The organism is Pinisolibacter sp. (assembly GCF_036782435.1).
In the GTDB taxonomy this organism is placed as follows: Bacteria; Pseudomonadota; Alphaproteobacteria; order Rhizobiales; family Ancalomicrobiaceae; genus CALBKH01.
This window is the reverse complement of sequence record NZ_DAIPZB010000034.1, coordinates 23897-48487: the sequence shown is the minus strand read 5'-3', so window position 1 is coordinate 48487 and position 24591 is coordinate 23897. Positions and strand designations below refer to the sequence as shown.

The 24591-nt window shown below is 69.6% G+C and carries 20 protein-coding genes; 10 read left to right on the top strand and 10 right to left on the bottom strand.

Annotation, left to right across the window (positions count from 1 at the left end):
- Positions 1 to 62: 62 nt before the first annotated feature.
- Entirely contained in the window at positions 63 to 1868 is a 1806-nt protein-coding gene (gene phaC, locus V7Q42_RS14995) for a class I poly(R)-hydroxyalkanoic acid synthase (RefSeq protein WP_333824899.1), read from the bottom strand.
- Between the two features lie 274 nt (positions 1869 to 2142).
- Here phaC and V7Q42_RS14990 point away from each other — a divergent pair, with 274 nt between their 5' ends.
- From V7Q42_RS14990 to V7Q42_RS14965, 6 genes are all read left to right on the top strand, one after another.
- Positions 2143 to 2481 (top strand): hypothetical protein, encoded by a 339-nt coding sequence (locus V7Q42_RS14990; RefSeq protein WP_333824898.1) that lies wholly within the window; start codon positions 2143 to 2145, stop codon positions 2479 to 2481.
- A 262-nt stretch (positions 2482 to 2743) separates the two neighbouring features.
- Positions 2744 to 3955, top strand: a complete 1212-nt coding sequence (locus tag V7Q42_RS14985; RefSeq protein ID WP_333824897.1) for an LL-diaminopimelate aminotransferase — start codon at positions 2744 to 2746, stop codon at positions 3953 to 3955.
- Positions 3956 to 4073: 118 nt separating this feature from the next.
- Positions 4074 to 5399, top strand: a complete 1326-nt coding sequence (locus tag V7Q42_RS14980; RefSeq protein WP_333824896.1) for a homoserine dehydrogenase — start codon at positions 4074 to 4076, stop codon at positions 5397 to 5399.
- 45 nt (positions 5400 to 5444) lie between these two features.
- Complete coding sequence (gene glpX / locus V7Q42_RS14975) at positions 5445 to 6452, top strand: class II fructose-bisphosphatase (RefSeq protein ID WP_333824895.1); 1008 nt, start codon at positions 5445 to 5447, stop codon at positions 6450 to 6452.
- Between the two features lie 462 nt (positions 6453 to 6914).
- A complete protein-coding gene (recJ, locus tag V7Q42_RS14970) occupies positions 6915 to 8735 on the top strand; it encodes a single-stranded-DNA-specific exonuclease RecJ (RefSeq protein ID WP_333824894.1) in 1821 nt (606 codons plus the stop codon).
- Between the two features lie 101 nt (positions 8736 to 8836).
- Entirely contained in the window at positions 8837 to 9028 is a 192-nt protein-coding gene (locus tag V7Q42_RS14965; RefSeq protein ID WP_333824893.1) for a hypothetical protein, read from the top strand.
- A gap of 87 nt (positions 9029 to 9115) precedes the next feature.
- Here the strand turns inward: V7Q42_RS14965 and V7Q42_RS14960 are convergent, their stop codons facing one another.
- Positions 9116 to 10525, bottom strand: coding sequence for an aspartate aminotransferase family protein (locus V7Q42_RS14960; protein WP_333824892.1), 1410 nt, complete (start codon positions 10523 to 10525; stop codon positions 9116 to 9118).
- Between the two features lie 559 nt (positions 10526 to 11084).
- Between V7Q42_RS14960 and V7Q42_RS14955 the strand changes: the two genes are divergently transcribed.
- Together V7Q42_RS14955 and V7Q42_RS14950 are read left to right on the top strand one after the other, a co-directional pair.
- The gene (locus V7Q42_RS14955; protein WP_333824891.1) at positions 11085 to 13673 is read left to right on the top strand and encodes a flagellar hook-length control protein FliK; all 2589 of its coding nucleotides are present in this window, start codon (positions 11085 to 11087) and stop codon (positions 13671 to 13673) included.
- Positions 13674 to 13682: 9 nt separating this feature from the next.
- Positions 13683 to 13958, top strand: a complete 276-nt coding sequence (locus tag V7Q42_RS14950; RefSeq protein ID WP_333824890.1) for an EscU/YscU/HrcU family type III secretion system export apparatus switch protein — start codon at positions 13683 to 13685, stop codon at positions 13956 to 13958.
- 6 nt (positions 13959 to 13964) lie between these two features.
- On the opposite strand, the gene argE is transcribed toward V7Q42_RS14950, so the two are convergent.
- Both argE and V7Q42_RS14940 read right to left on the bottom strand, forming a co-directional pair.
- Complete coding sequence (argE, locus tag V7Q42_RS14945) at positions 13965 to 15125, bottom strand: acetylornithine deacetylase (RefSeq protein ID WP_333824889.1); 1161 nt, start codon at positions 15123 to 15125, stop codon at positions 13965 to 13967.
- Between the two features lie 175 nt (positions 15126 to 15300).
- Positions 15301 to 15813: a hypothetical protein gene (locus V7Q42_RS14940; RefSeq protein ID WP_333824888.1), complete on the bottom strand. Its 513-nt coding sequence runs from the start codon at positions 15811 to 15813 to the stop codon at positions 15301 to 15303.
- A gap of 216 nt (positions 15814 to 16029) precedes the next feature.
- Between V7Q42_RS14940 and V7Q42_RS14935 the strand changes: the two genes are divergently transcribed.
- Both V7Q42_RS14935 and V7Q42_RS14930 read left to right on the top strand, forming a co-directional pair.
- Positions 16030 to 16755: a response regulator gene (locus V7Q42_RS14935; RefSeq protein ID WP_333824887.1), complete on the top strand. Its 726-nt coding sequence runs from the start codon at positions 16030 to 16032 to the stop codon at positions 16753 to 16755.
- Complete coding sequence (locus tag V7Q42_RS14930; RefSeq protein ID WP_333824886.1) at positions 16752 to 18188, top strand: ATP-binding protein; 1437 nt, start codon at positions 16752 to 16754, stop codon at positions 18186 to 18188. The genes V7Q42_RS14935 and V7Q42_RS14930 overlap by 4 nt, the downstream gene beginning before the upstream one ends.
- Before the next feature lie 3 nt (positions 18189 to 18191).
- On the opposite strand, the gene V7Q42_RS14925 is transcribed toward V7Q42_RS14930, so the two are convergent.
- From V7Q42_RS14925 to V7Q42_RS14900, 6 genes are all read right to left on the bottom strand, one after another.
- Positions 18192 to 18830: a thermonuclease family protein gene (locus tag V7Q42_RS14925; RefSeq protein ID WP_333824885.1), complete on the bottom strand. Its 639-nt coding sequence runs from the start codon at positions 18828 to 18830 to the stop codon at positions 18192 to 18194.
- 45 nt (positions 18831 to 18875) lie between these two features.
- A complete protein-coding gene (locus tag V7Q42_RS14920) occupies positions 18876 to 19172 on the bottom strand; it encodes a hypothetical protein (protein ID WP_333824884.1) in 297 nt (98 codons plus the stop codon).
- A gap of 102 nt (positions 19173 to 19274) precedes the next feature.
- Positions 19275 to 19472: a hypothetical protein gene (locus V7Q42_RS14915; protein WP_333824883.1), complete on the bottom strand. Its 198-nt coding sequence runs from the start codon at positions 19470 to 19472 to the stop codon at positions 19275 to 19277.
- Between the two features lie 285 nt (positions 19473 to 19757).
- A complete protein-coding gene (locus V7Q42_RS14910) occupies positions 19758 to 20807 on the bottom strand; it encodes a fatty acid desaturase (protein ID WP_442958209.1) in 1050 nt (349 codons plus the stop codon).
- A gap of 246 nt (positions 20808 to 21053) precedes the next feature.
- Positions 21054 to 23447 (bottom strand): hypothetical protein, encoded by a 2394-nt coding sequence (locus V7Q42_RS14905; RefSeq protein ID WP_333824881.1) that lies wholly within the window; start codon positions 23445 to 23447, stop codon positions 21054 to 21056.
- Positions 23437 to 24477 (bottom strand): glycosyltransferase family 2 protein, encoded by a 1041-nt coding sequence (locus V7Q42_RS14900; RefSeq protein ID WP_333824880.1) that lies wholly within the window; start codon positions 24475 to 24477, stop codon positions 23437 to 23439. The genes V7Q42_RS14905 and V7Q42_RS14900 overlap by 11 nt, the downstream gene beginning before the upstream one ends.
- Between the last annotated feature and the right edge of the window lie 114 nt (positions 24478 to 24591).

Here is a 24591-nt window from a genome sequence, read left to right as displayed (position 1 = left end):
TGCGGCACCCCCGAAACGCCGAAGGGCGCCTCGGGGCGCCCTTCGTTCGATGCTTCGTGCGATCACGCCTTGATCTTGACGTAGGAGCCGGGCGCGTCCTCGATGGGCTTGAGCTTCTTGCCGCCGGGTTTGCGGGCGGGGACCGTCTCCGGGGCGAGCGAGGTGAGCCAGGCCTGCCAGTGCGGCCACCAGGTGCCGGGCGTTTCGGTGGCGCCGGCGATCCAGTCCTCGAGCGTGCCTTCCGGCTTGCCGTTGGTCCAGAACTGGTACTTCGGCTTGCCGGCCGGATTGACCACGCCGGCGATGTGACCGGAGCCGGCGAGGACGTATTGGACGTCGCCGCCGAAGTACTTGCAGCCCTCGAACACCGAGCGCGCCGGGGCGATGTGGTCTTCGCGGGCGGCGAGGTTGTAGACCGGGACCGTCACCTTGGAGAGGTCCAGCTTCACCCCGGCGAGTTCCATGCGGCCCTGGGAGAGGTTGTTCTCCAGGTAGCAGTTGCGCAGGTAGTAGCTGTGGTTCGTCGCCGGCATCCGCGTCGAATCGGAGTTCCAATAGAGCAGGTCGAAGGGGAAGGGCTCTTTGCCCTTCAGGTAGTTGTTGATGAAGTAGGGCCAGATCAGGTCGTTCGAGCGCAGCATGTTGAAGGCGGTGGCCATCGAGCGACCCTCGAGGTAGCCCTTGGCGCGCATCTTCTCTTCGATCTGGGCGATCTGCTCCTCGTCGGCGAAGATCTTCAGGTCGCCGGCGTATTTGAAATCGACCTGGGTGGTGAAGAAGGTCGCGGAGGCGATGCGGTCGTCGCCGGTGGCGGCGCACCACGCCAACGTCACCGCGAGCAGGGTGCCGCCGACGCAGTAGCCGATGGTGTCGACCTCGCGTTCGCCGGTCGCCTTCTCGATCACGTCGACGGCGGTGAGGATGCCCTCCTTCATGTAGTGTTCGAAGCCCTTCTGGGCCTGACGCTCGTCGGGGTTCACCCAGGAGATGACGAACACCGTGTCGCCCTGGTCGACGGCCCAGCGGATGAAGCTCTTCTCCGGGTTGAGATCGAGAATGTAGAACTTGTTGATCCACGGCGGCACGATGAGGAGCGGACGCCGCCGCACGTCCCTGGTCGTCGGCTCGTACTGGATCACCTGACAGACGTCGTTCTGGAAGACCACCTTGCCCGGCGTCATCGCCAGATTCTTGCCGACCTCGAATCGGCTGGCATCGGACTGGCGGATCTTGAGGTCGCCGCCGCCGGCGGCGATGTCCTCGGCGAGCATCTTGAGGCCGCGGGCGAGATTCTCGCCGTTGGTCGACATGGTCTCGCGCAGGAGTTCCGGATTGGTCATCAGGAAGTTCGACGGGGCGAGCGCCGCGGTGATCTGCTTGACGTAGAAGTCGGCCTTGGCGCGGGTGTGCTCGTCGAGTGAGCCGGCCTCGTCGACGAGGTTCTCGGCCCAGCGCGAGGTGATCAGGTAGAACTGCTTGAGGAAGTCGAAGAAGGCGTTCTCCTGCCACTCCGGATCCTGGAAGCGCTTGTCCTTCGGATCGGGCTGCGCGACGGGGGAGACCTCCTCGCCGCCCATCCGCCTCAGGGTCGTCGACCACAGATCCATCCAGCCGTGCATCAGGCGGTTCTGAGCGGCGATGGCGCGTTGCGGATCGGCGAGCCAGTACTCGCCGACCTGCGCCAGTGTCTTGGTGACGTTGGCGATGTCGGCGCTCATGTCGAGCGATGCCTCGCCGGTCTCGCGCGGCTTCAGATAGGCGGCGGCGGCCTTTCCGGCCTGCTCGATCGCCCGGGCGAAGTTCTGCGCGAAGGCCTCCGGATCGTCGATCATGTAGCGTAGGAACGAGTTACCGTCGATTTCGGCCATGAACGTCACTTCCCCCCTGCCGGCGATTCTCTTTTCCTCGAACGAACGCGGCGCCGGCACCATGACGCATCGCTCGCGGAGACGCGACATGCGATCCGGTGACAAACCGCCGGGAACCGCTATCATCGCGCACCATCGTAACGCAGAATGCTCGCAGGTCGCGGTGAAACCGGCAACGCAGAATTCCATAGCATTTCGGTTGAGGTCGGTTCCGCGATCGATTGCCGTCGGGCTCGCCCTGATGCTCGCCGGTTGTTCGAGCGGCGACTACGCCGTGACGCCGAATCCGGTCGCGGAGACCGCACCCGTCGTCGTCGCGCCGGCACAGCCTTCGACGGTGATGCGGACCGATCTGCCGCCGCCCGCCCATACCGGCGCCGACGGCTATCCGAACGTCAACGTCGACACCGCGTCGCCGACGAGGGCGCAGGTCCGCACCGAGGAGGAGCGCGATCGGCTCGAGGCCGAGTTGATGGCACTGGGCGAGCGTCAGCGGTCGAGCGCCGGGGGAACGCCGCAGTCGGTGGTCCAGGAGTTGAAGGAACTCGGGCGCCGCTCCAAGGCCGAAGCGTTGCAGCAGATCGAATCGGGCAAGGCGCCGGGTCAGCCGTGACGGCGATGGTGGTGGCGCCGCGAACGGCCGGCGCGGAGGGCGATCGAACGGCGATCTCCCGTCGTTCGATGGATGTCAAGTTCGGCGACATCTGTTAAAAGGCGGTCCCTTCGCGACACGGGCCGCCGTCGTTCGGCCACATCGCGGAGCGATCGAGTAGGATGGCGGTTCGGCGCCGATCCGCGAAGGGCGCGGACGGAGCGAGCGCGAGAGAAGATTTCGTCGGGCGCCGCCCGGCGAGGCCACGAGAAGGTCTGGACCCATGGACGAGTTCCACAAGATCCGGCGGCTGCCGGTTTACGTCTTCGAGCAGGTCAACCGTCTCAAGGCCCAGGCGCGAGCAGCGGGCGCCGACATCATCGATCTCGGCATGGGCAATCCCGACCTTCCGACGCCGCGCTTCATCGAGGAGAAGCTGATCGAGACGATCGGCAAGCCGCGGACCAACCGCTATTCCTCGTCGAAGGGCATCCAGGGTCTGCGTCGGGCTCAGGCGAACTACTACGAGCGCCGGTTCGGCGTGAAGCTCAATCCCGACACCCAGATCGTCGCGACGCTGGGGTCGAAGGAAGGCTTCGCCAACATGGCCCAGGCGATCACCGCGCCGGGCGACGTGGTGATGTGCCCGAACCCGAGCTACCCGATCCATGCCTTCGGCTTCCTGATGGTCGGCGGCGTCATCCGCTCGATCCCGATCGAGCCGGGACCGGAGTTCTTCCACGCGATGGAACGGGCGGTCGCCCATTCGATCCCGAAGCCGATCGCCGTCATCCTGTGCTACCCGTCGAACCCGACGGCGGTGACCGCCGATCTCGACTTCTACAAGGACGTCATCGCCTTCGCGAAGAAGCACGAGCTCTTCGTGCTCTCCGATCTCGCCTATTCCGAGATCTATTTCGACGACAACCCGCCGCCGTCGGTGCTGCAGGTGCCGGGCGCCGTCGATGTGGCGGTCGAGTTCACCTCGATGTCGAAGTCGTTCTCGATGCCGGGTTGGCGGATGGGCTTCGCGGTCGGCAACGAGCGGCTGATCGGGGCGCTGACCCGGGTCAAGTCCTACCTCGACTACGGCGCCTACACGCCGATCCAGGTGGCGGCGAGCCACGCGCTGAACTCCGGCGACGATTGCATCGCCGAGATCCGCGAAGTCTACAAGAAGCGCCGCGACGTCATGGTCGACGCCTTCGAGAAGGCCGGTTTCCCGATTCCCGCTCCCACGGCGTCGATGTTCGCCTGGGCCCGGATCCCCGAGAAGTTCCGTCATCTCGGCTCGGTCGAGTTCTCCAAGCTCCTGATCGAGAAGGCCGAGGTGGCGGTGGCGCCGGGCATCGGCTTCGGCGAGCAGGGCGACGAATACGTGCGCCTCGCACTGGTCGAGAACGAGCAGCGTCTGCGTCAGGCGGCGCGCAACATCCGTCGCTTCTTCGAGACGGCCGACAAGACGTTGCACAACGTCATTCCGCTCTCGGCCTGAGGCCGAGCGTCGTTCGACCCGCCGTCTCACCCTCAGGGTCGGGGGACGTGAGCGACCGGGTCCGGGCACCACCCGGACCGCGCCGCGCCCCTCCCGCCCTTCTCACGGGATCTCTCCCATGCAGTCCACTCTTCGTCTCGGCATCGCCGGCCTCGGCGTCGTCGGTGCCTCGGTCGTCCAGGTGTTGCAGAAACATGCCGACGATCTCTCCCAGCGCTGCGGGCGCAAGGTGGTGGTCCGAGCCGTCTCGGCGCGCGACAAGACCAAGGATCGCGGTATCGATCTCACCGGCATCAACTGGTTCCAGGACCCGGTGAGGCTCGCCGAGAGCCCCGACATCGACGTCTTCGTCGAGCTGATGGGCGGCGCCGGCGGTGCGGCGGAAGCCTCGGTGCGTGCGGCGCTCTCGTCCGGCAAACACGTGGTGACGGCCAACAAGGCGCTGCTCGCCAAGCACGGCGTCGAACTCGCGCGCCTCGCCGAGAAGCGCGGTGTCAGCCTCAACTTCGAGGCGGCGGTGGCCGGCGGCATCCCGATCATCAAGACGCTGCGCGAGAGCCTCGCCGGCAATCGCGTCTCCCGCGTCTTCGGCATCCTCAACGGCACCTGCAACTACATCCTCACCCGAATGCAGGCGGAGCGGCTGTCGTTCGAGACCTGCCTCGCCGAGGCGCAGCGGCTCGGCTACGCCGAGGCCGATCCGACCTTCGACGTCGGCGGCTTCGACACAGCGCACAAGCTGGCGCTGCTCACCTCGCTCGCCTTCGGCAGCGAGATCGACGTCGACGCCATCTCGGTGGAGGGGATCACCGAGATCACCCTCGACGACATCGAGAAGGCCGACGAACTCGGCTACAAGATCAAGCTCCTGGGCATCGCCGAGCGCGGCCCCGGCGGCGGCATCGAGCAGCGGGTGCACCCGACCATGGTGCCGAAGTCCTCGGCGATCGCCCGTATCGACGGCGTCTTGAACGCTGTGGCGGTCGAGGCCGACTTCGTCGGCAAGCTGATGCTGGTCGGTCCGGGCGCCGGCGGCGACGCCACCGCCTCGTCGGTGGTCTCCGACATCGCCGACATCGCCCGCGGCACGGCGCTCTCCACCATGGGCAAGCCGGCCGAGCACATGACGCCCTACGTCGCCTCGAACGTTTCGGGGCATTCGGGCGGCTACTACGTCCGCCTCACCGTCCACGATCGTCCCGGCGCCTTCGCGGCGATCGCGACGCGCATGGCGGAGAAGGGGATCTCGCTGGAGTCGATCGTGCAGCGGGCGCGGCGGCCCTCGGCGGATGCGCCGGGCGAAGCGGCGCCGCACGAGCCGCAACCGGTGATCATGCTGACCTACCAGACCACTGAGCGGGCCATCCGCGAGGCATTGGCCCAAGTCGAAACCGACGGGCACGTCTCGAGCCCCCCGCGTTTCATCCGCATCGAGAGCTTCTGAGCGGACGGCGGAGAGACGGGGCCGAGTTCGGAGGGAGAAGGCGCCATGACCAGCAGCGAACCGACGTCCAAGCGGGCGGAGGAGAGCGGCACACTCGACCGCATCCTGACGCTGGAACTGGCGCGCGTCACCGAGCGCACGGCGATCGCCGCGGCGCGACTGCGCGGGCGTGGCGACGAGATCGCCGCCGACCGGGAAGCCGTCGACGCGATGCGCGACGAGCTGAACCGCCTGCCGATCGACGGCACGGTGGTGATCGGCGAGGGCGAGCGCGACGAGGCGCCGATGCTGTTCATCGGCGAGAAGGTCGGCTCGGGCAAGGGGCCGGAGGTCGACGTGGCGTTGGTGCCGCTCGAGGGCACGACCATCTGCGCCAAGAACCTGCCGAACTCGATCACCGTCATGGCCTTCGCCGAGCGCGGCTCGCTGCTGCACGCACCCGACGTCTACATGGAGAAGATCGCCATCGGTCCGGGCTATCCGGCGGGGCTGGTCGATCTCGACCGATCGCCGGCGGAGAACCTGCAGGCGCTGGCGCGAGCCAAGGGCGTGCCGGTCGGTGAGATCACCGCCTGCATCCTCGACCGACCGCGCCATACGCGCCTGATCGAAGAGGTCCGGGCAGCCGGCGCCTCGATCCGGTTGATCGGCGACGGCGACGTCACCGGCGTCATCCACACCACCGAGCCGACCGAGACCGGCATCGACATCTACATGGGCTCGGGCGGCGCGCCGGAGGGTGTGTTGGCGGCGGCGGCGCTCAGGTGCATCGGCGGTCAGATGCAGGGCCGGCTGGTGCTCGATAGGCCCGACAAGGTGGAGCGGGCCCGGCGCATGGGCATCACCGATCCGCGCAAGAAATACGGGCTCGACGATCTGGCGCGCGGCGACGTGCTGTTCGCCGCGACCGGCGTCACCGACGGCAACTTCCTGCAAGGGGTGAAGTTCGGCCGCAACTGCGTCACCACCCACACCGTGGTGATGCGCTCCTCGACCGGCACGGTGCGCTGGATCCGGGCGCGCCACATGATCGGTGAAAAGGGGCCGTGCTGAGGGGCACCGCGGCTCCGCGACCCGGGTGAATTCGAGGCGGATGGCTCGACGGCACGCTCCTGCGCGATGCTTCGAGACGCCGCCTTCGGCGGCTCCTCGGCATGGGGAGCTCTCATACCGGTCACGAAATTCGGACTCGTCCGAATTTCGTGAGTTTCGGTCCGACCGGTCGACGCCCGTTCGGGCTCGCCTTCGCCGATGATGTTTCGAAGAGGTCGAAACTTCATCGGCTCGGTATCACTCGGATGGAAATCTCGGACCCCTCATCCCGAGGAGGGCCGCAGGCCCGTCTCGAAGGATCGCGCAAGGACGTCGACCCGTCCCTCTCCGAAAATGTGCGAAGGTCTCCTCGGAGGAGATGGTGTCCGAAGGGGGAAGGGGGCATTCCTTCGCTTCCGCCTTCATTCCCGCACGCCGGTCGGCCAAGATCTCGGTTCCGAATCGCACGCCTGAAGGACGCCCATGCCGCCGTTCGGCTTCGCAGAAGACGAAGGACCCCGCGCCGTGCTGGGGGTGACGCGCTCGGCGTCGGGGCGGACGTGGGTCGATCGGCTCGATCCGCCCGCCGCCTCGCTCGCCACCGCGATGACGCAGCGCCTCGGCCTGCCGGAGATCGTGGCGCGGGTGATGGCGGGGCGGGGCGTCGGTCTCGACGAGGCGCTCGCCTTCCTCGATCCGACGATCAAGGATCTGATGCCGGATCCCTCCACCGTCACCGACATGGACGTCGGCGTCGCCCGCCTCGCCGATGCGGTGGAGCGAGGTGAATCGATCGCGCTCTTCGCCGACTACGACGTCGACGGTGCGACCTCCGCGGCGGTGGTGCGGCGCTGGCTGATGCAGGTCGGGCTCGACCCGATCGTCCACGTGCCGGACCGGCTGATCGAGGGCTATGGGCCGAACGTCGAGGCGATCCGGGCGCTGCGGGGGCGCGGCGCCGAGCTGCTCGTCACCCTCGACTGCGGCTCGACCTCGTTCGAGGCGCTCGCGGCGGCGCGCGAGGTCGGCCTCGACACGGTGGTGATCGATCATCACCAGTGCGGCGTCGACCTGCCGACGGCGCGGGCGGTGATCAATCCCAATCGTCAGGACGATCTCTCCGGCCTCGGCCAACTCGCCGCCTGCGGCGTCGCCTTCCTGACGCTGGTCGGGCTCGCCCGCGAGTTGCGCCGACGCGGCTTCTTCCGCACCCGGCCGGAGCCCGACCTCCTCGGCCTGCTCGATCTGGTGGCGCTCGGCACCGTCGCCGACGTGGTGCCGCTCCTCGGGCTCAACCGCGCCTTCGTGGTCAAGGGGCTCGCCGTGGCGCGCAAGCGGCGCAACCCCGGGCTCGCGGCGTTGTCGGCGGTGGCGCGGCTCAACGGGCCGATGTCGCCCTATCACCTCGGCTTCCTGATCGGGCCGCGGATCAACGCCGGCGGCCGCATCGGCGACGCGGCGCTCGGCTCGCGCCTGCTCGCGACCGACGATCCGGCCGAGGCGGAGCGCATCGCCGTCGATCTCGACCGGCTCAACAAGGAGCGTCAGGTGATGGAAGCGGCGATGGTCGAGGAGGCCGACGCCCAGGTCTTCGCCCGCTTCGGCGCCGATCCCGGGGCGATCGTCGTCGCCTCGTCGGCGGAGTGGCATCCCGGCGTCGTCGGCCTGATCGCGGCGCGGCTGAAGGAGAAATGGGGGCGGCCGGCGCTCGCCGTCGCCTTCGATCGCGGGCCGCTCGGTACCGGTTCGGCACGCTCGATCCCCGGGGTCGATCTCGGCGCGGCGATCCGGGCGGCGGTGGACGCCGGTCTGGCGCCCAAGGGCGGCGGCCACAAGATGGCGGCGGGCCTGACGGTCGAGGAGAGCCGGCTCGACGAGGTCCGCGGCTTCCTCTGCGAGCGGCTCCAGGCGACGGTCGCCACGTCGCTGGAACGGCGCGAGTTGAAGGTCGACGGGGCAATGACCGCCGGGGCGGCGACGGTCGATCTGGTCGAGATGCTGGAGAAGGCCGGCCCCTACGGATCGGGCCAACCGGAACCGCTCTTCGCCTTCCCCGCCCACCGGGTCGGTTTCGCCGACGAAGTGGGGACAGGGCACGTGCGGATGTCGATTTCGAGCGGTGACGGAGCGTCTCTCAAGGCGATCGCCTTCCGTGCGGCGAAGGAGCCGATCGGGCGGGCGATCCTCGAGGCGCGCGGTCGCGGGCTGCACGTCGTCGGGGCACTCGGGCTGGATCACTGGCAGGGTGATGCAAGAGTGCAACTGCGCGTCGTCGATGTCTGCGAACCGCGGAAGGCGACTTGAGGCCGACGTGAAATTCCGATTTCTAGGGCGCGTGATTCACCGTTCGGTAAGGGTGAGGAAACGATCCTTGCTCCCGTGCTTCTCGTGTCGGGAGTGGGGCCATGTCGGCGATTGCGGAGACTGTTCAGGTGATGGAATCGGGAATGGGACAGGCGGTCGCGGAGACCGCAGGGGGACAGGTCCACAAGGTTCGTGTATCGCGTCGCGATCGTCGGATGGTACGCACCGCGCTCGGCATCATGGCGGTGCTGGCGACGCTGGATGCGGTTCTCTATCTGGGACGCTTCATCTGACGCCGACCGTCGTCTCGGACGGACGAACGATCGCAACGCCGCCCCTCGGGCGGCGTTCGGCTTTTCGGGGGTGCGGCTTCCCGGGGCTCAGCCCGCCAGTTCGCCGAGCGCCGCGTCGAAGGCGGCGACCAGCGTCTCGACGTCGGCGCGAGTGGTGGTCGGGGCGATCAGCATCATGTTGTGGAACGGCGTGATGATCACGCCGCGCTCGATCAGATGGAGGCGCAACGCCCCCTCGATCTCGGCGTCGCCGATGCGGCCCGCCTCGCCACCGTCGCGCGGGCGGGTGGGGGAGAGCATGAACTCGACCCGGGCGCCGACCTTCGTCACCACCCAGGGCAGGCGGTGGCGGGCGATGACCCGCTCCAATTCGCCGGCGAGCAGGTCGGCCAGCGCGATCATGTGATCGTAGGCGCCGGCGGTCATGACCCGGGTGAGGCAGGCGCGCATGGCGGAGACGGCCAGCGCATTGGCGGTCAGCGTCGTGCCCATGCCGGAATAGCCGGGGGTGGCGGCGCGTGCCCGCTTCAGCCCCGCGGCGACCGCATCGGTGAAGCCGTAGACGGCGGCCGGGACACCGCCGGCGATCGGCTTGCCGAGGACGAAGAAATCGGGGTCGAGGCCGTGGGCGCGGGTGTAGCCGCCGGGGCCGGAGGAGATGGTGTGGGTCTCGTCGATGGCGAGCAGCGTGCCGGCCCGGCGCGTCAGGTCGCGCAGGCCCTCGTGGAAGTCGGGCTCGGGCAGCACCATGCCGATGTTGGTCATCACCGGCTCGGTGAGCACCAGGGCGACGTCGCCGTCGGTGAGTTCCGCCTCGAGCGCGGCGAGATCGTTGAAGGGGACGACGCGGGTGTGTTCGGTCAGATCCCAGACCTGTCCCATCAGGCCGGGGCGCAGGATGGGCCGGCCGTCGCGCAGGCGCACGTGGGTGTCGTCCACCGCGCCGTGATAGCAGCCGTCGAAGACGAGGATGTCGCGACGGCCGGTGACGGCACGGGCCCAACGGATGACGGCTCGGTTGGCGTCGGAGGCGGTCATGGTGATCTGCCACCACGGCAAACCGAAGCGGGCGGCGAGGAGGCGGCCGACCTCGGGCACGTGGACCGAGGGCAACATGCCGGTGATGCCGAGGGCGGCCTGTTCGGCGACCGCCTCGACGATCGCCTCCGGCGCGTGGCCGAACATCGAGCCGGTGTCGCCGAGGCAGAAGTCGACGTGGGTGTTGCCGTCGGCGTCGGTGAGGGTCGAGCCCTTCGCCCGCTCGAGGAACATCGGGAAGGGCAGGCCCCAATCGCTCATCCAATGGAGCGGCACGCCATCGTGCCAATGGGCCGCGGCGTCCGTCGCGAAGGCGGCGGAGCGCGGTCGACGCGCGGCGTAGGACTCCCGCTCTCGTTCGACGAGCGCGGCGAGGCGCACGAGGGACACGCCGTGACGCCTCGCGCCCGGATCGCTCTCCAAGAGGGCGTGCGGGCGGGAGTGTTCGTTCGCGGTCATGGATCACCTCGCCTTCGTGTCGGTCGGACGAATTGTGCGGTCGTCCGACAGCGAAGGCAACGGTGTCATATGGGATCCGTCGCGTCGAAGAGCCCCGGCGCGGGCGGCGCTCCTTCGGAGAGCGGATTTCGAAGTTCGGATGTGGTCATCCGAGCTTCGTGTCAGCGCAAGAGGCCGATGGCGGTCAGTGCCGCCAGGCAGAACACGAGTCCGAGTTCGAAGGCGCTGGGTGCTCCCAGGTGCCCGACGATACGCTTGAACGCTTGCACGGCCGTGACCCGCAACGAAGAGGGGAGATCCGAGCGCGGAGGCTCTTGGACGAGGTCCTACGCGCGGGGCGTGACGATAGTATGAACGCAGGCATCCGTGAAGGGGCCGTTCTCGAATAATTTCAACCGATTGCCCAACCCGAGCGAGATTCTCCGAAGCGCGTCTGCGGGGTTCGATCAGCGCGAGTGTGAATGGTGTACGATATACACCTGTAGTGGTGATTGCCGGGCGGAGGCGGCGGGCGTAGCATCGGTCTTCGAGGCATCGTGGCAACCGGCGAGGTAGGGGCGTGGCGGTCGACGAGGGCTTTTCGGTGACACCCGCGACGGCGGTGCCGACGAGCGGGCTCGATCTCGCCAAACTCGCCTCCGGCCGCGTCGTCGAGGCGCGGGTCGCCTCGCTCGCCGAAGGCATCGCGCTCGTCGCCAGCCGTCACGGCACGCTCCAGGTCGATCTCTCCCAATTCGGCGACCGCTCGCCGGCGGTCGGCGACGGGGTACGGCTGCAGGTGCAGGCGGTCGAGGGCGGCGGCAAGCCGGCGATCACCGTGGTCGAACACACCCCGGCGGTCGGCGAGGCGAGCGCCGCCCGGGCCGCCGCCGAGGATCCGGCGCTGGTCCTGGCGCAGGCGGTGCGCAACGCCGCGGCGACGCAGTCCGGCCTCGCACCGCTCTACGCCAGCCTCGCTGGTCTCGCGGCGGCGCCGCAGGGCAGCGTGCCGGAACCGGTTCGGGCGCTGGTCGCGCAATTGATGGGGGCGCGGCTCGCCGAGGGCGCGGCTCCGAGCGCGGAGACGGTGCGCAAGGCGTTCGCCGGGTCGGGGATCTTCCTCGAGTCGCGGCTCGCCGCGGGCCCGGGGCGTTCGGCCGCCCCGGCCGAGGATCTCAAGGCGGCGCTGTTCTCGCTGCGGGCGGCTCTGGAGAAATGGGTCGGCGGATCGCCGGTCGGGTCGGTCGCGTCGGGCGGCGGTGCGCCGGCTGGGCCGAGCACGGCGAAGGCGGTCGCGACGACGGCCGGCGGGGTGCCGGAGCGACCGCCGACCGCGTCTGCTCCGACGGGCGCGGCGAGCGGCGAGGGGGGGCTCGGATCCGGGCTCGGGCGTTTGGCCGGCACGGCCTACGGCGGAGGTATGGTCTCACCGCCGGCGGGAAGCGAGCGGGGAGCGACCGCGAGCGCCGCGGCGGCGAGCGGCGGTGCGCCAACGGCCGCGGGCGTGGGCGCGGCCGCGACGTCGTCGGTTCCGACCGGTCCGGACACCAGCCCGAATCGTGGCGTCACGGTCGCTCCGAGCGATCCGGCGGCGGCACGGTCGGCACCGTCGACGCCCACCGTGTCGGTGACGACGCCGTCGCCACCCTCGGCCGTGCCGCCCGCCGCCGCCGGAGCCGTCGACACGGTCCGACCGGGCGCAGGAGGGGAGGGCGCGGCTCCGCAACAGCCGGCCGTCACGTCGCCGCCGCCGCCGATCCCGTCGCCGCGGTCGCCTTCGCCGTCTCCGTCGATCCCGCCGCCGCCTTCACCGCCGCCGCTCGGGGCGGTCCCGTCGTCTTCCGTGCCGTCGTCTTCCGTGCCGTCGCCGTCCGTGCCGTCGCCGCCGGCCGGCCCGGTGTCGCCCGCATCGTCGGCGCCAACGTCGTCCCCGGCGGCGGTGCCGCTTGCAACGACACCGCTCGGCGGCAGCGTCGGCGAGGCGACGCCGGTTGCTGGCTCGCCCATCGGGACGCCCTTCGCTCCGCCGACGGTGCCGTCGCCTGCCGGATCGGCATCCCCCGGCGCGACGAGTCCGCTTCCGTCGCCTGCCGGATCGGCATCGCCCGGTACGACGGATCCGCCGGCGCCTCTCGCCGGCTCATCGCCACCCGGCCCGCCACCCCGTCTCGCGTCGGTTGCGGCGTCGCCCGCCGGAGGGCCGCCATCGTCGGCGGCGGGGCCGTCGGTCTCGCGCTTCGCCGTCGAGGCCGGATCGACCACGCCGACCGGTGGTTCGACGGACACCGGGCGCGGTCTCGGCGCCGTCGCGGCGTCGGCCGTCGCCGTGCCGCTCTCACCGTCCGATGCGGTGCGCGGCGGCGAGGTGGCGTCGGAAGGCGCGCTCGTTCCGCCCGTGAACGCCGGCTCACCGCCCGCCGTCGCGCCACCGAACCCCACGCAGGGCGAGGACGACGCGGTGACGGCGCTGTTGAAGGTTGTGGTGCGTGGTCTCGAGATCGCCGGCAGCCTGACCTCGACCCGGCCGAGCGAGGCCGGCGAGGTCGCGGCGGCGTTGGCGGCGATCGGCTCGGAGCGCGAGTTGAAGCCGCCGCCGCCGCGCCGCGGACAGGCGACGCGCGGGCAGGCGGCGCAGCCGATCGACGGGATCGGCGAGGGTGGTGTCGAGGGGTTGGCCAAGCGGACGCTGGAGCGGACCGAGGGGGCGCTGTCGCGCATCCTGCTCGAGCAGTTCGCGGCGCTCGATCGCCGGCCCGAGGATCCGACGCGGCCGACGGAGGCGGGGTCGCAACGGCAATGGACGGCGGAGATGCCGATCGCCACGTCGGCGGGGACCGGCGTGGTGCAGATGACGGTGGAGCGCGACGGCGGCCGGACGCGGTCCGGCGAGGCGTCGGCGTCGACGGGGTGGCGGGTGCGCTTCTCGCTCGACGTCGAACCGCTCGGCCCGATCCACGCCCGGATCGGGCTCTCGGGCGAGAAACTGTCGATCGGTCTGTGGGCCGAACGGCCGGACGCCGCGGCGCGGCTCGGCAGTGACGTCGGCCGCCTGCAGGGGGCGCTCGAGGCAGCGGCGATCCCGGTGGAGAGCATCCATCTCGCCACCGGTCGGCCGGCCTCGTCCACGGCGGCGGCGACCGCCGGCCGCTTCGTCGACGTGAAGCTGTAGGAGGGTTCGGTGACCGGCGAGGCGAGCGACGACGAGGCCCGACGGCTCGCGGTGGCGCTGAAATGGGACCATGACGGTGCGCCGATGGTGGTCGCCAAGGGGCGCGGCGCGGTCGCCGAGGCGATCGTCGCCTCGGCCGAGACGCACGGTGTCGCGGTCGAGGAGAACCCGATCCTCGCCGCGGCGCTGGCTCAGGTCGAACTCGACGCGGAGATCCCCGAACAGCTCTACAAGGCGGTCGCCGAGGTCATCGCCTTCGTGCTGCGCTCGGCCGGGAAAGGGTGAGCGGCCTCAGCTGCGGCAGTGCTCGATCAGCCGATCGAGGAAGACGCCGCACTTCTCCAGTTCCGATTTCTCGATGAACTCGTTGGGGATGTGCGCCTGGCCGATCGAACCCGGGCCGACGACGACGGTCGGCATGCCGCCCATGGTGACGAAGAGGCCGGCTTCGGTGCCGTAGGCGACCTTGGTGTGGTCGTTGCGGCCGGCGAGCCGCTTCGCCAGCACGGTGGCGTCGCTCTCGGGCGGGGTGTCGAAGCCGGGGAAGCCGTTGACCAGTTCGATCAGGATGCCGGTCGCCGGATCGCGGGCCTTCATCCACGGTTCGACCTCGTCGCGGGCGAAGGCGCGCAGTTCGTCCTCGAAGGGCTGGTGGTCGATGCCGGCGAGCATGCGGAACTCGAACTCGAAGGTGCAGCGCTCGGGCACGATGTTGAGGGCGGTGCCGCCCTGGATGGTGCCGACGTGGGCGGTGGAATAGGGCACGTCGTAGAGCGGATCCTGCGGGCCCTCGGTCTCGAAGCGGCGGGCGATCTCGCGGATCTTGCCGATCACGTCCATCGCCGCCTCGATGGCGTTGACGCCCTTCGGCGCCAGCGACGAGTGGCAGGAGTGGCCGTGGACGGTGACCCGGTAGCTCCATTTGGCCTTGTGGGCGACGACGACGCCCATGTTGGTCGGTTCGCCGACGAAGGCGGCGAGCGGTGTCACCGGCGCCAGTTCGTCGATGCGCTCGAGCGCGTTGCGCACGCCGATGCAGCCGACCTCCTCGTCGTGGGACAGGCAGAGGTGGATCGGCTTCTTCAGCGGTACCGCGGTCATCTCGGCGATCTTCGACAGGCAGACGGCGGCGAAGCCCTTCATGTCGGAGGTGCCTCGGGCGTAGAGGCGCGAGCCGATCTCGGTCAGCTCGAACGGGTTCGTCGCCCAGTCCTGATCCTCGATCGGTACCGTGTCGGTGTGGCCGGACAGCACGTAGCCGGGGACGTCGCGCGGGCCGATGGTCGCCCACAGACAGGCCTTGGTGCCGGTGGGGTCGAGGACGCGTTCGAAGACGACGCCGTGGCGGCCGAGAAAGTCCTCCACCCATTCGATCAGCGGCAGATTGGAGTTGCGGCTGGTGGTGTCGAAGGCGACGAGATGGGCGAGGATCTCGGTGGCGAGGTCGGTCATCGGGGCTCGTGATCGCAGGGAATCGGTCGCCGCCCGGAAAGGGCGGCGGAAACCGCACTGTAGCGGCATTCCCCCGGGTGGCGCCAGAGCCGACGGTCGGCGCGTGCGGCGGATTCCTCCCGGTCGCACGAGAGACGCCCGGTGGACCGCCGACCCGCGATCGACGCCGATCGCCTCAGGCCTCGGTGTCGAGCACCAGAGCGGTGGGGCTGGACGAATTCGTCGTGCCGCCGGTGTCGTAGGCGGTGGCCGAACTCTTCTTCTCCTGCAACTGCTTCAGGAACTCCTCGAGCAGCTTCGCGATGTCGGTCGAGGACGAGGTGGTCGACGACGCGGCGTCTTCGGTCTCCTCGCCTTCCGGCGTCGGCGGAAGAGGCCCGCCGGGGCCGCCCGGCCCACCGGGACCGCCCTGGGGCGTTGCGGAGGCGAAGAGCTCCTTCAACCCGTCGGCCTGATCCGAGGTCAGGGTGCCGGCCTCGACCCGCTCGTCGACGAGATCGGCGAGCTTCTGTCGCGTGTCCTGCGGGCTCGACGGACGGCCGGAGTCCTCCGTCGGTCGATTCGACCGCATCGCCTGGTCGATCGCATCGAGGGCGTTTTCCAGAGCGCCGCGATCGCTTTCCTGGATCGTGGCGGAAGAAATTTCCGCATCGAGCGCCTTCTGGAGACCCTCACGCGGCGAAACCATCGAGTGATGTAACCTTGTCGCCGTGACGGACGTCATCTCGTGTCCTTTCGTATCGGCGGCAACACTTCCGGGCGACCGCCGAATACGAGTTGAGGAGCACATGGTCAATCGTTCGTCGACGCATCACGTCATGCGATTTCCCTGTGTTTCCTCGGCATCGATGGATACAATCCGATACAAAATTTCGAATGCGAAACCGCGTGAATGTGGCATTCGATGACCATGACCGCGTCGCCTCACATCCTCGTCGTCGAAGACGATCGCGAGATCGCCAGCCTCGTGGCGCGTTATCTGCGCGCCAACGACTGCCGTGTGTCGTTGGCGGCGAACGGGCGCGACATGGATCTCCATCTCGCCGAGGGCCGGTTCGATCTGATCGTGCTCGACCTGATGCTGCCGGGGGAGGATGGTCTGGCGATCTGCCGTCGCCTGCGGCGGAGCAACCGCATCCCGATCATCATACTGACCGCCAAGGGCGATCCGCTCGACCGCATCATCGGCCTCGAGATGGGCGCCGACGACTACATCGGCAAGCCCTTCGATCCGCGCGAGTTGCTCGCCCGCGTCCGTGCGGTGCTGCGGCGGGTGCGCGATGCGGCCGACGCGGCGAACGAGAAGACGTCGCGGCGGCACACTTTCGAGGGTTTCACCATCGACGTGGCGGCACGGCGGCTCGCCGATCCGAGCGGTGCCGAGATCGCTCTCACCGGGGCGGAGTTCGATCTCCTGCTGGCGCTGGTCGAACGACCGGGACGGGTCCTGTCGCGCGATCGCCTGCTCGACCTCACCCAGGGACGCACCGCCGGACCGTTCGAGCGGTCGGTCGACATTCTCGTCAGCCGGATTCGGCGTAAGATGGAGCAGGATCCCCATCGTCCGGAGATCATCAAGACGGTGCGCTCGGGGGGATACATGTTCGCCGTGGACGTCGAGAGCACATGAGGGCCCTGTTCGGCCGACTGATGCCGCGCCGCATCGCCGCCCAGTCGGCGGCGGTGGTGGTCGCCGCCGTGGCGCTCATCCATCTGGCGGTCACCGTGCAACTGTGGCTCCTGGAGAACCGAGCCGAGGATCGGCGTCGGGATTTCGTTCCGGCGTGGCATTTCGTCCAGGTGGTCTCGGCGGCGCCGCGCGGGGACGAGCGCGAACGAATGCTCGCCGGTGTGAAGAAGGCCTTTCCGACCCTCGACATGACGATCTCGCGATCGCCGCCGAGCGGCGCCACCCTGACGCACGACGCGACCGATCCTCGGCCGCCACTGCCGAGGTACGCCCGGATCGACCCGGATCTTCTGGTGCTGGAGTTGGTGCCGGAGACCCCGGGCGTCGTATTTCAGGCCGCCGCCGCCGGACTTCCGGCTCCGCTCCTGCTGCCGGGTACGTATCGCTTCGCGGTCAAGCTCGCCGACGGGGACTGGATCACCTTCACCGACCGACCGCCACCGGCGCCGACGTTCCTCTTCGGCCCGTGGGGGACGACCATCGTCTTCGTCGGCCTGTCGTCGGCTCTGCTCGGCCTGTGGGCGGTGCGGGGCCTCGTCGGGCCGCTGAAGGCGCTGGCGACGGCGGCGCGTGATTTCGACATCGAGGGCGAACCGGAGCCGCTGCCGCGGCGCGGGCCGGAAGAGGTGCGGGTGGCGGCGTCCGCCTTCGAAGCGATGCGAAAGCGCATCCGCGGGCTGGTCGAGGACCGCACCCGCATGTTGGCGGCGATGGGACACGATCTGAGGACGCCGCTCACGCGGCTCCGGCTGCGCAGCGAATTCGTCGGCGACGATGCGCTCAAGGGGGAGATCCAACGCGACCTCGCGGCGATGAACGGCATGATCGAGGGGGCGCTCTCCTATCTCGCGGAAGGCCGCCATCGCGAGGCGGTCGGTCTCGTCGACCTCTCCGTCATGTTGCAGACGATCTGCGACGGGTGGAGCGATCTCGGGCGCGACGTCACCTTCGAGGGGCCGGACCATCTGGTGCGGCGGGTGCGGCCGATCGCGATCGAGCGGGCCTTCGCCAATCTCGTCGACAACGCGCTCAAGTTCGGCGAGCGCTGCGTGGTGCGGCTGGCTGCGGTGAGGGGCGCCGTCGTCGTCGAGGTCGAGGACGACGGTCCGGGGATCGCGGAGGCCGACCGCGAGGCGATGTTGCGCCCCTTCGTGCGCGGCGATGTGGCGCGCAACATGGACGAAGCCCGCGGTTTCGGTCTCGGGCTCGCCATCGTCAATGCGGTGGTCGACGGCCACGACGGACGTCTCGATCTGGAGGCGGCGAAGCCGCACGGCCTTCTGGTGCGGATCACGCTGCCGGTCGGGGGTGCTGCCGAGGGGCGGCCGAGCCGCGGCGACCAGAAGGACCCGGCCGCGCCGCTCGAGGCGTGAGGATCACGGCGGGCTCCGCTTCGACCACAACCCGCGTCCCTCGCGCTCGGCGGTGGCCCGGGCGTTCACGAGGGCCGGGTCGGCGGCGCCGGCCTCGTCGAGTTCGGCCCAGCCGTCGGCCAACATCCGTTCGGACAGTGAACGGCCGCCCCGGAGGCAGTCGATCACCGGATCGGCGGCTTCGGCGGCGCCGATCATGCGGCAGCGCAGGGTGCGGCCGCCGACGAGGGCGGCGAGGACGGCGCGGGCGCGCAGGCCGCAGGCCCAACGAAATCCTTCCGCGGTGGTGCAGATCCGGCCGGGCTCGATGTCCGCGAGACCGAAGAGGCGATGGCGGCGGCCGTCGATGCGCAGTGTGGCGGGGCCGTCGCCGCGGGCGCTTCTCACCACGGTGCGGGAGACGATCTCGGCGGCCGGCGCCGGGTCGAGGCGCTCGCGCGTGTCCTTGTCGCGATCGACGCGGGTGGGAACCGGGACCCAGATCGGCGGCGGTGTGGCGGTGGCGGGCGGGGAGGGTTCTTCGGCACTCGCCGTGGCGACGACGGCTCCGACGATCAGGGAGACGAGGTGTCCGGCGTGTCGCCCGGTGTATCGGCCGCCGGGTCCGAGACGTGAGCGACGGCTGTCCGATCCTGCGATCATGGGTGCCGCCTCGCCGGGTGATGCCCGCCGCCGGCCGTCCGGGCCTCACATGCGGGGCATTTCGAAACGCTCTCGGGTCTCGGCGCGCTGCGCCGCCGTCTCTTCGGGCGTATCGGCCAGATGCATGGCGCCGATGACCATCGCGACGAAATAGCCGACCTGCAGCGCCACCGTCACCGACACCGCGAAGAGGGCGGCCTCACCGGTCGCGACCAAGCCGCCGAGCGCGGCGACGATACCACCGATCAACACCACCAGGCAGACCGCGAAGACGGCCCGAACGTTGAAGCGCAGTCCGAGTACGATGCCGAAGAGGAGCGACAGGCTGGCGACGATCGACAATGGTGCGGTTCCTTCGGTCCGAATCGTCCGACGATTGTGACGGCGAACCTTTGAGAGGTGGTTAACGACCGGGTAACTTTTCCCGGCCCCTCCGGAGACGCGTCAGCGTAGCGGCGAGACGGCGAGGCCGGCGATCGGTTCGAGCCGGAGGAGACCGCCGGCCGGCGCCGTACAGACGGCATCGGCGCTCGAGACGGCCGGTCGCAATCCGCCGAAGACGGCGGTGATGCCGGCGGCGGCGGGAGCGGTCGCGGCGAGGACCGCAAAGATGGTGGCAATGGCGAGAGCGCTCGGTCTCATGGTCGGCCTCCGCGTTGTTCGATGCGGCGACCATGACTCGGCGAGCGTGAAGAAGATCGAAAGCCCGCCCCTCTCACCGGCGCCTTTCGGCGGCGAGGGTGAACGAGGGATGAGCGGATCCTCGTGAAATATCCGGATCGCGTCGATGCGGCGCACCGGAGGTCCGGGAGGGGGCGGGGGCGAACGGCCGACCCGCGGGGCGGGGTCCGCGGCGGCCTTTCGCGGTCGACGCGGACCCGAGGTGGGGCGAGCCCGAGCGTCACGGGCTCGCGCGGCTAGGCGTCCTCAGGCCGCTGCCGGGCCGGGCGCGGGGCCGGCGAGGGCGTCGCGGAAGGAGACGAGGCGACGCTTCTGTTCGTCCCACAGGGTGAGGCGGACGCAGGCGAAGCTGCGCAGGATGGTCAGGCCGCCGATGTCGCGCAGCTCGGGATGATCCTTCAGCACCTCGGAGAGGCGATAGAAGGGGATGCGGCTGGCGAGATGGTGGACGTGGTGGATGCCGATGTCGGCGGTCAGCCAGCGCAGCCCGGGCGGCAGCCGGTAGTAGGACGATCCGTGCAGCGCCGCGTCCTGGAGGTTCCACGTTCCGGCGTGGTCCCACGAGGTCGTCTCGAACTGATGCTGCACGTAGAACAGCCAGACCCCGATGGTGGCGGCGATCACCACCACCGGCAGATGGACGATCAGGAAGGTGCCGAGGCCGAGGCCCCAGATGGCGAGACCGGCGAGGACGGCGATGCCGAGGTTGGTCGACTGCGTGCTGATCCACGGCATGATGCCGCGGGTGAGCTTGCCGGTGGGGATGCGGTTCTGCAGCATGAAGACGAAGGACGGACCGATGCCGAACAGCACCAGCGGGTGGCGATAGGCGCGATAGACGAGCCGGCGCCAGGGCGACAGCGCCCGGTATTCCTCGACCGTCAGGGTGTCGATGTCGCCGACGCCGCGGCGATCGAGATTGCCGCAGGAGGCGTGATGGATGGCGTGGCAACGGCGCCAATGATCGTAAGGGGTCAGCGTCAGGACACCGAGGACGCGGCCGAACCAGTCGTTGGCGCCCTTGGCGGAGAAGAAGGCGTAATGGCCGCAGTCGTGCTGGAGCATGAAGACGCGCACCAGGAAGAGACCCGCCGGCACCAGCAGCAGGGCGTAGAGCCACCAGCGTTCGGTCTCGACGGCCCAAACCAGGAGACCCCAGGCGAAGGCGAGCGGCAGGACGGTGGCGGCGATCTCGGCGAGGCTGCGCGCGATGCGCGGCTCGCAGTAGCGGCGCAGCTGCTTGGCCCAACCCCGATCCCCCGGCGATGCGACCGCTTCGCTGTTCATCGGCGACATTCCTCCACTCTCCGTTCTTCGTTCTTCATCGTTCGTGGGGCGCCCCGTGCCGGCCGGCCGGCGACGAATCCGCCGGGCCGTCGGGCACAGCGGGACGACGGGTCCTTCAATGCCCCGGAGTGAGGGCCGATGTCGACGTCTTTTCGTGGCGTCACCGCCGTCAGTTCGGCGAAGACCGGTCGATCGGCTCGGCCGCGACGACGGGTCCCACCATCGTCGCAACCGGCGGATGCTCGCGCGCGGTTCTCACTTCGCCGCGCGCCGCGCCTGCAGCTCCGCCCACAGCCCGGCGAGGGGGTGGAAGGTGAAGGAGACGCGATGGCGGCCGGGCTCGAGCCGGACGGCGCGGAACAGCACGTCGGCGCGTTCCAGGTTCGCCGGCATCCCGTCGACCTCGACCCGCCACCAGCGATGCCAGACGTCATTGAGCACGAGCCAGCCGGCGCGTTCGGCCTCGACGTCGACGTCGACGCGAGTGTTCTCGTAGAGGGTGATCGAGGCGCGGCCCGGCGCGGCGCCTTCCGTCGCGGCGACCGGCCCGCCGGGCAGGGCGGCGGGCGCGAGCAGCACCTCGCGGCGCGGGTCGAAGCCTTCCGGCCAGACGCCGGAGGTGTTGATCGCGTCGAAATCGGCGGGCCGCGCGCCGTCGACGAAGAGGACGCGGGGGAGTGCGCGCGGGTTCTCGTAGACCCAGGTCTCGCCACGTCCCGGCGCCGGCGGGATGCCGGGGATGGCGGGGAAGCGGGCGATCTCGGTCAGCCGACCGGGGCCGAGCTTCTTGTCCATCGTCTCGACCGGTGCGCCAGTGACGATGAAGCGTAAGCCCAGCATGTCGACGAGGAGGCTGTCGTAGGACGGCTCGAGCGCCGAGAACTCCTTCTGCTCGGGCAGGGCGGCGTGATCGATGGCGCCGGTCGCCTTGGCGTAGAAGTCGAAGCGCAGCGGGTTGTAGCCGAGCGTGTTCTCGAGGCGGTGGACCATGCCGGCGTTGGGCCAGTGGAAGCCGACACCGGCGAGTTCCACCCGGTCGCGCCGGTCGGGGGCGCGGGTCTCGGCGACCTTCTTCTTCAGGAAGGGGATCACCGGATCGTGGGTGTCGGTCGCCAGCGCGTCGAAGGTGGCGGCCGGGTAGGCGGTCGATTCGTTGGGGCCGTTGTTCCAGGCGAGATCGGCGGTGGAGAAGGCGCCGAGGAGGACGATCGCGGCGAGCGACCCGAGGGTCGCGCCGGAGCGCACCAGATGGGCGGCGAGGGCGATCACCACGAGGGCACCGGCGGAGAACACCGCCGCGGTGACGAGCGGCTTCCACACCAGGGCGAGCCGGTCGGCATGGAGGCCGAAGGCGACGGGAAGGGCGGCGAAAACGACGACCACCAGCGCCGCCTGGAAGGCGAGGGCGACGCGTCCCGGCAGTTTCGTGTCCTCGCTCAGGCGGACGTGGACGAGCCAGCCACCGAGGAGGGCGAGGAAGAAGCCGATGAAGAAGGTCGCGTCTGCCGGGCGGCGGAAGAGGGCGATGCCCGGCATGTATTCGTAGAAGACGCGGTAGGCCGGGGTGTACCAGCCGAGCCCGTAGAGCACGAAGAAGACGGCGGCGAGCGTGTGGAAGAAGATTTCGCGACGCAGCAGCAGGCCGCGGCCGATGCCGAGCACCAGCACCGCCATCGCCGGCAGGGCGCCGGCATAGACCGCGGTCATGTTCTGGGCGAGGTAGATGTCGGTGACGCCGAAGGCGGGGCTCGGCGGTCCCCAGTAGTCGACGTCCTGGGCGCCCTGGCCGAAGAGGTCGGCGATCCCGGCGGTGATCAGCGAGGCGGGGTGGAGCGAGCCCTTGCCGGCCTCGACGAGGTCGATCGCCGGACGGTTGGAGTGTTCGGTCAGGATCAGCGTCAGGATCACCGGCACGGTGACGACGAGGAGACCGCCGACGACGCCGGCGATGCCGGGCAGGATCGAGCGTAGGAGACGCGACCAGCGGTCGGGCGCGGCGAAGATCTCGACGATCGCGTAGGCGACGAGGAAATAGAGGCCGAGCAGGGCGATCTGGTCGCGGCCGAGCGCCAGGAAGCCGGCGGCGACACCGGCGAGGAAGCCCCAGCCGATCGAGCGCCGCACGATCATCCGTTCGACGAGCAGCAGCACCAACGGGATCAGGGCGAAGCTCAGGATCTGGCCGGTGTGCTGGATGCGCCAGGCGGCGGAACCGCCGAAGGCGAAGGCGATCGCCGCGACGGTGCCGCCGGCGGCGTGCCAGCCGCGGTCGCGGAACCACAGCAGGAGGGCGAGCGCGCCGACGCCGAGTTGGGCGTAGACGGTGGCGTCGAGTGCGACGGCACCGGGATCGGGCACCAGCAGGGAGAGGATCAGGAACGCCGGTGAGAAGATCAGCGACTGCGGGTCGGAGATCTGCACCCAGCCGGCGAAGACGTAAGGGTTCCACGACACCCCTTCGCCGGCGTGCAGCGAATGGGCGAGGAAGGCCATCTGCGGCCGGAAATGCGCCTCCGCGTCCCAGGGAACGGCATAGGTGCCGGAGAGCCAGGGACGGGTGAGCACCACCCAGGCGGCGGCGATCACCACGATCGCGGCGAGGAGACGCAGGTCGAAACGCGGTCGACCGGCGGTCGCTTCAGAGGTCATGGTGGGCGCTCGGATCCACGGTGATGCCGGGGGTGTGGGAGGTGGTCGCGGGCGGGTGGTCGAAGCCGATCGCCTCGCGCACGAAATAGAGCGGCCGGCGCTTCACCTCGGAGAACACGTGGCCGACGTATTCGCCGATGATGCCGAGGCCGACGAGTTGGATGCCGGCGAAGAACATGGTGGCGACGATCAACGACGGATAGCCCGGAACGTCGGCGCCGAAGAGCAGCGTCTTGATCAGGACGTAGGCGCCGTAGACGAGGGCGCTGGCCGAGACGACCGAGCCGATCACCACCCAGATCTTCAGCGGCAGAGTGCCGAAGGAGGTGATGGCGTTGGCGGCGAGGCGCAAGAGCTTGACGAAGCCCCACTGCGAGGTGCCGACCTGCCGCTCCTCCATGATCACGTCGACGGTCGTCGTGCGGAAGCCGGCCCAGGCGAAGAGGCCGCGGTTGAAGCGATTGCGCTCCGGCATGGCGAGGAAGGCGTCGACGACCTTGCGGTCGATGGCGGTGAAGTCACCGGTCTCCCGGTCGACGCGGACTTCGCTCATGAAGTCGAACAGCGCGTAGAAGCCTTTGGAGAAGGCGTTGCGCAGGAGGCCGCCGCGATCGAGGTTCTTGCGGCGGGCGTAGACGAGGTCGTAGCCCCCCTCGCGCCAGGGGGCGAGAAGCGCGGGAATCGACTCCGGCGGGTGTTGCAGATCGCTGTCCATCACCACGACGACGTCGCCGGTGGTGCGGGCGAGGCCGGCGGTGACGGCGATCTCCTTGCCGAAATTGCGCGACAACGACACCACCTTGAGCGTCGGGATCTCGTCGCGGAAGGTCTTCAGGCGGGTGAGCGTGTCGTCGGTCGAACCGTCGTCGACGGTGACGATCTCGTAAGGGGTGGCGAGCCCTTCGAGGGCGGGCACGAGACGGGCGAACAGCCGGTCGAAACCGCGCGCTTCGTTGCGCATCGGCAGGACGACGCTCACCATCGGTCCGGGGGTGCCGTTCTGGTGCGGCGTGGCCGGAACGCGAGTCATGTCATTTTCCTTTCCACGGGACGGCGGGATGATGTATCCGGCCGAAATGGGGTGCCGACAGGTGTCGCCGGGAAGGCGGTGTCCGTCAATGGCGGCGTCCCGAGTTGGTGAAGG

What these genes read in the sequence shown, in the direction of transcription:
- phaC (WP_333824899.1), bottom strand. Translation starts at nt 1,868, where the DNA reads ATGGCCGAAATCGACGGTAACTCGTTCCTACGCTACATGATCGACGAT.
- V7Q42_RS14985 (WP_333824897.1), top strand. Translation starts at nt 2,744, where the DNA reads ATGGACGAGTTCCACAAGATCCGGCGGCTGCCGGTTTACGTCTTCGAG.
- V7Q42_RS14980 (WP_333824896.1), top strand. Translation starts at nt 4,074, where the DNA reads ATGCAGTCCACTCTTCGTCTCGGCATCGCCGGCCTCGGCGTCGTCGGT.
- glpX (WP_333824895.1), top strand. Translation starts at nt 5,445, where the DNA reads ATGACCAGCAGCGAACCGACGTCCAAGCGGGCGGAGGAGAGCGGCACA.
- recJ (WP_333824894.1), top strand. Translation starts at nt 6,915, where the DNA reads ATGCCGCCGTTCGGCTTCGCAGAAGACGAAGGACCCCGCGCCGTGCTG.
- V7Q42_RS14965 (WP_333824893.1), top strand. Translation starts at nt 8,837, where the DNA reads ATGTCGGCGATTGCGGAGACTGTTCAGGTGATGGAATCGGGAATGGGA.
- V7Q42_RS14960 (WP_333824892.1), bottom strand. Translation starts at nt 10,525, where the DNA reads ATGACCGCGAACGAACACTCCCGCCCGCACGCCCTCTTGGAGAGCGAT.
- argE (WP_333824889.1), bottom strand. Translation starts at nt 15,125, where the DNA reads ATGACCGACCTCGCCACCGAGATCCTCGCCCATCTCGTCGCCTTCGAC.
- V7Q42_RS14940 (WP_333824888.1), bottom strand. Translation starts at nt 15,813, where the DNA reads ATGGTTTCGCCGCGTGAGGGTCTCCAGAAGGCGCTCGATGCGGAAATT.
- V7Q42_RS14935 (WP_333824887.1), top strand. Translation starts at nt 16,030, where the DNA reads ATGACCATGACCGCGTCGCCTCACATCCTCGTCGTCGAAGACGATCGC.
- V7Q42_RS14930 (WP_333824886.1), top strand. Translation starts at nt 16,752, where the DNA reads ATGAGGGCCCTGTTCGGCCGACTGATGCCGCGCCGCATCGCCGCCCAG.
- V7Q42_RS14925 (WP_333824885.1), bottom strand. Translation starts at nt 18,830, where the DNA reads ATGATCGCAGGATCGGACAGCCGTCGCTCACGTCTCGGACCCGGCGGC.
- V7Q42_RS14915 (WP_333824883.1), bottom strand. Translation starts at nt 19,472, where the DNA reads ATGAGACCGAGCGCTCTCGCCATTGCCACCATCTTTGCGGTCCTCGCC.
- V7Q42_RS14910 (WP_442958209.1), bottom strand. Translation starts at nt 20,807, where the DNA reads ATGTCGCCGATGAACAGCGAAGCGGTCGCATCGCCGGGGGATCGGGGT.
- V7Q42_RS14905 (WP_333824881.1), bottom strand. Translation starts at nt 23,447, where the DNA reads ATGACCTCTGAAGCGACCGCCGGTCGACCGCGTTTCGACCTGCGTCTC.
- V7Q42_RS14900 (WP_333824880.1), bottom strand. Translation starts at nt 24,477, where the DNA reads ATGACTCGCGTTCCGGCCACGCCGCACCAGAACGGCACCCCCGGACCG.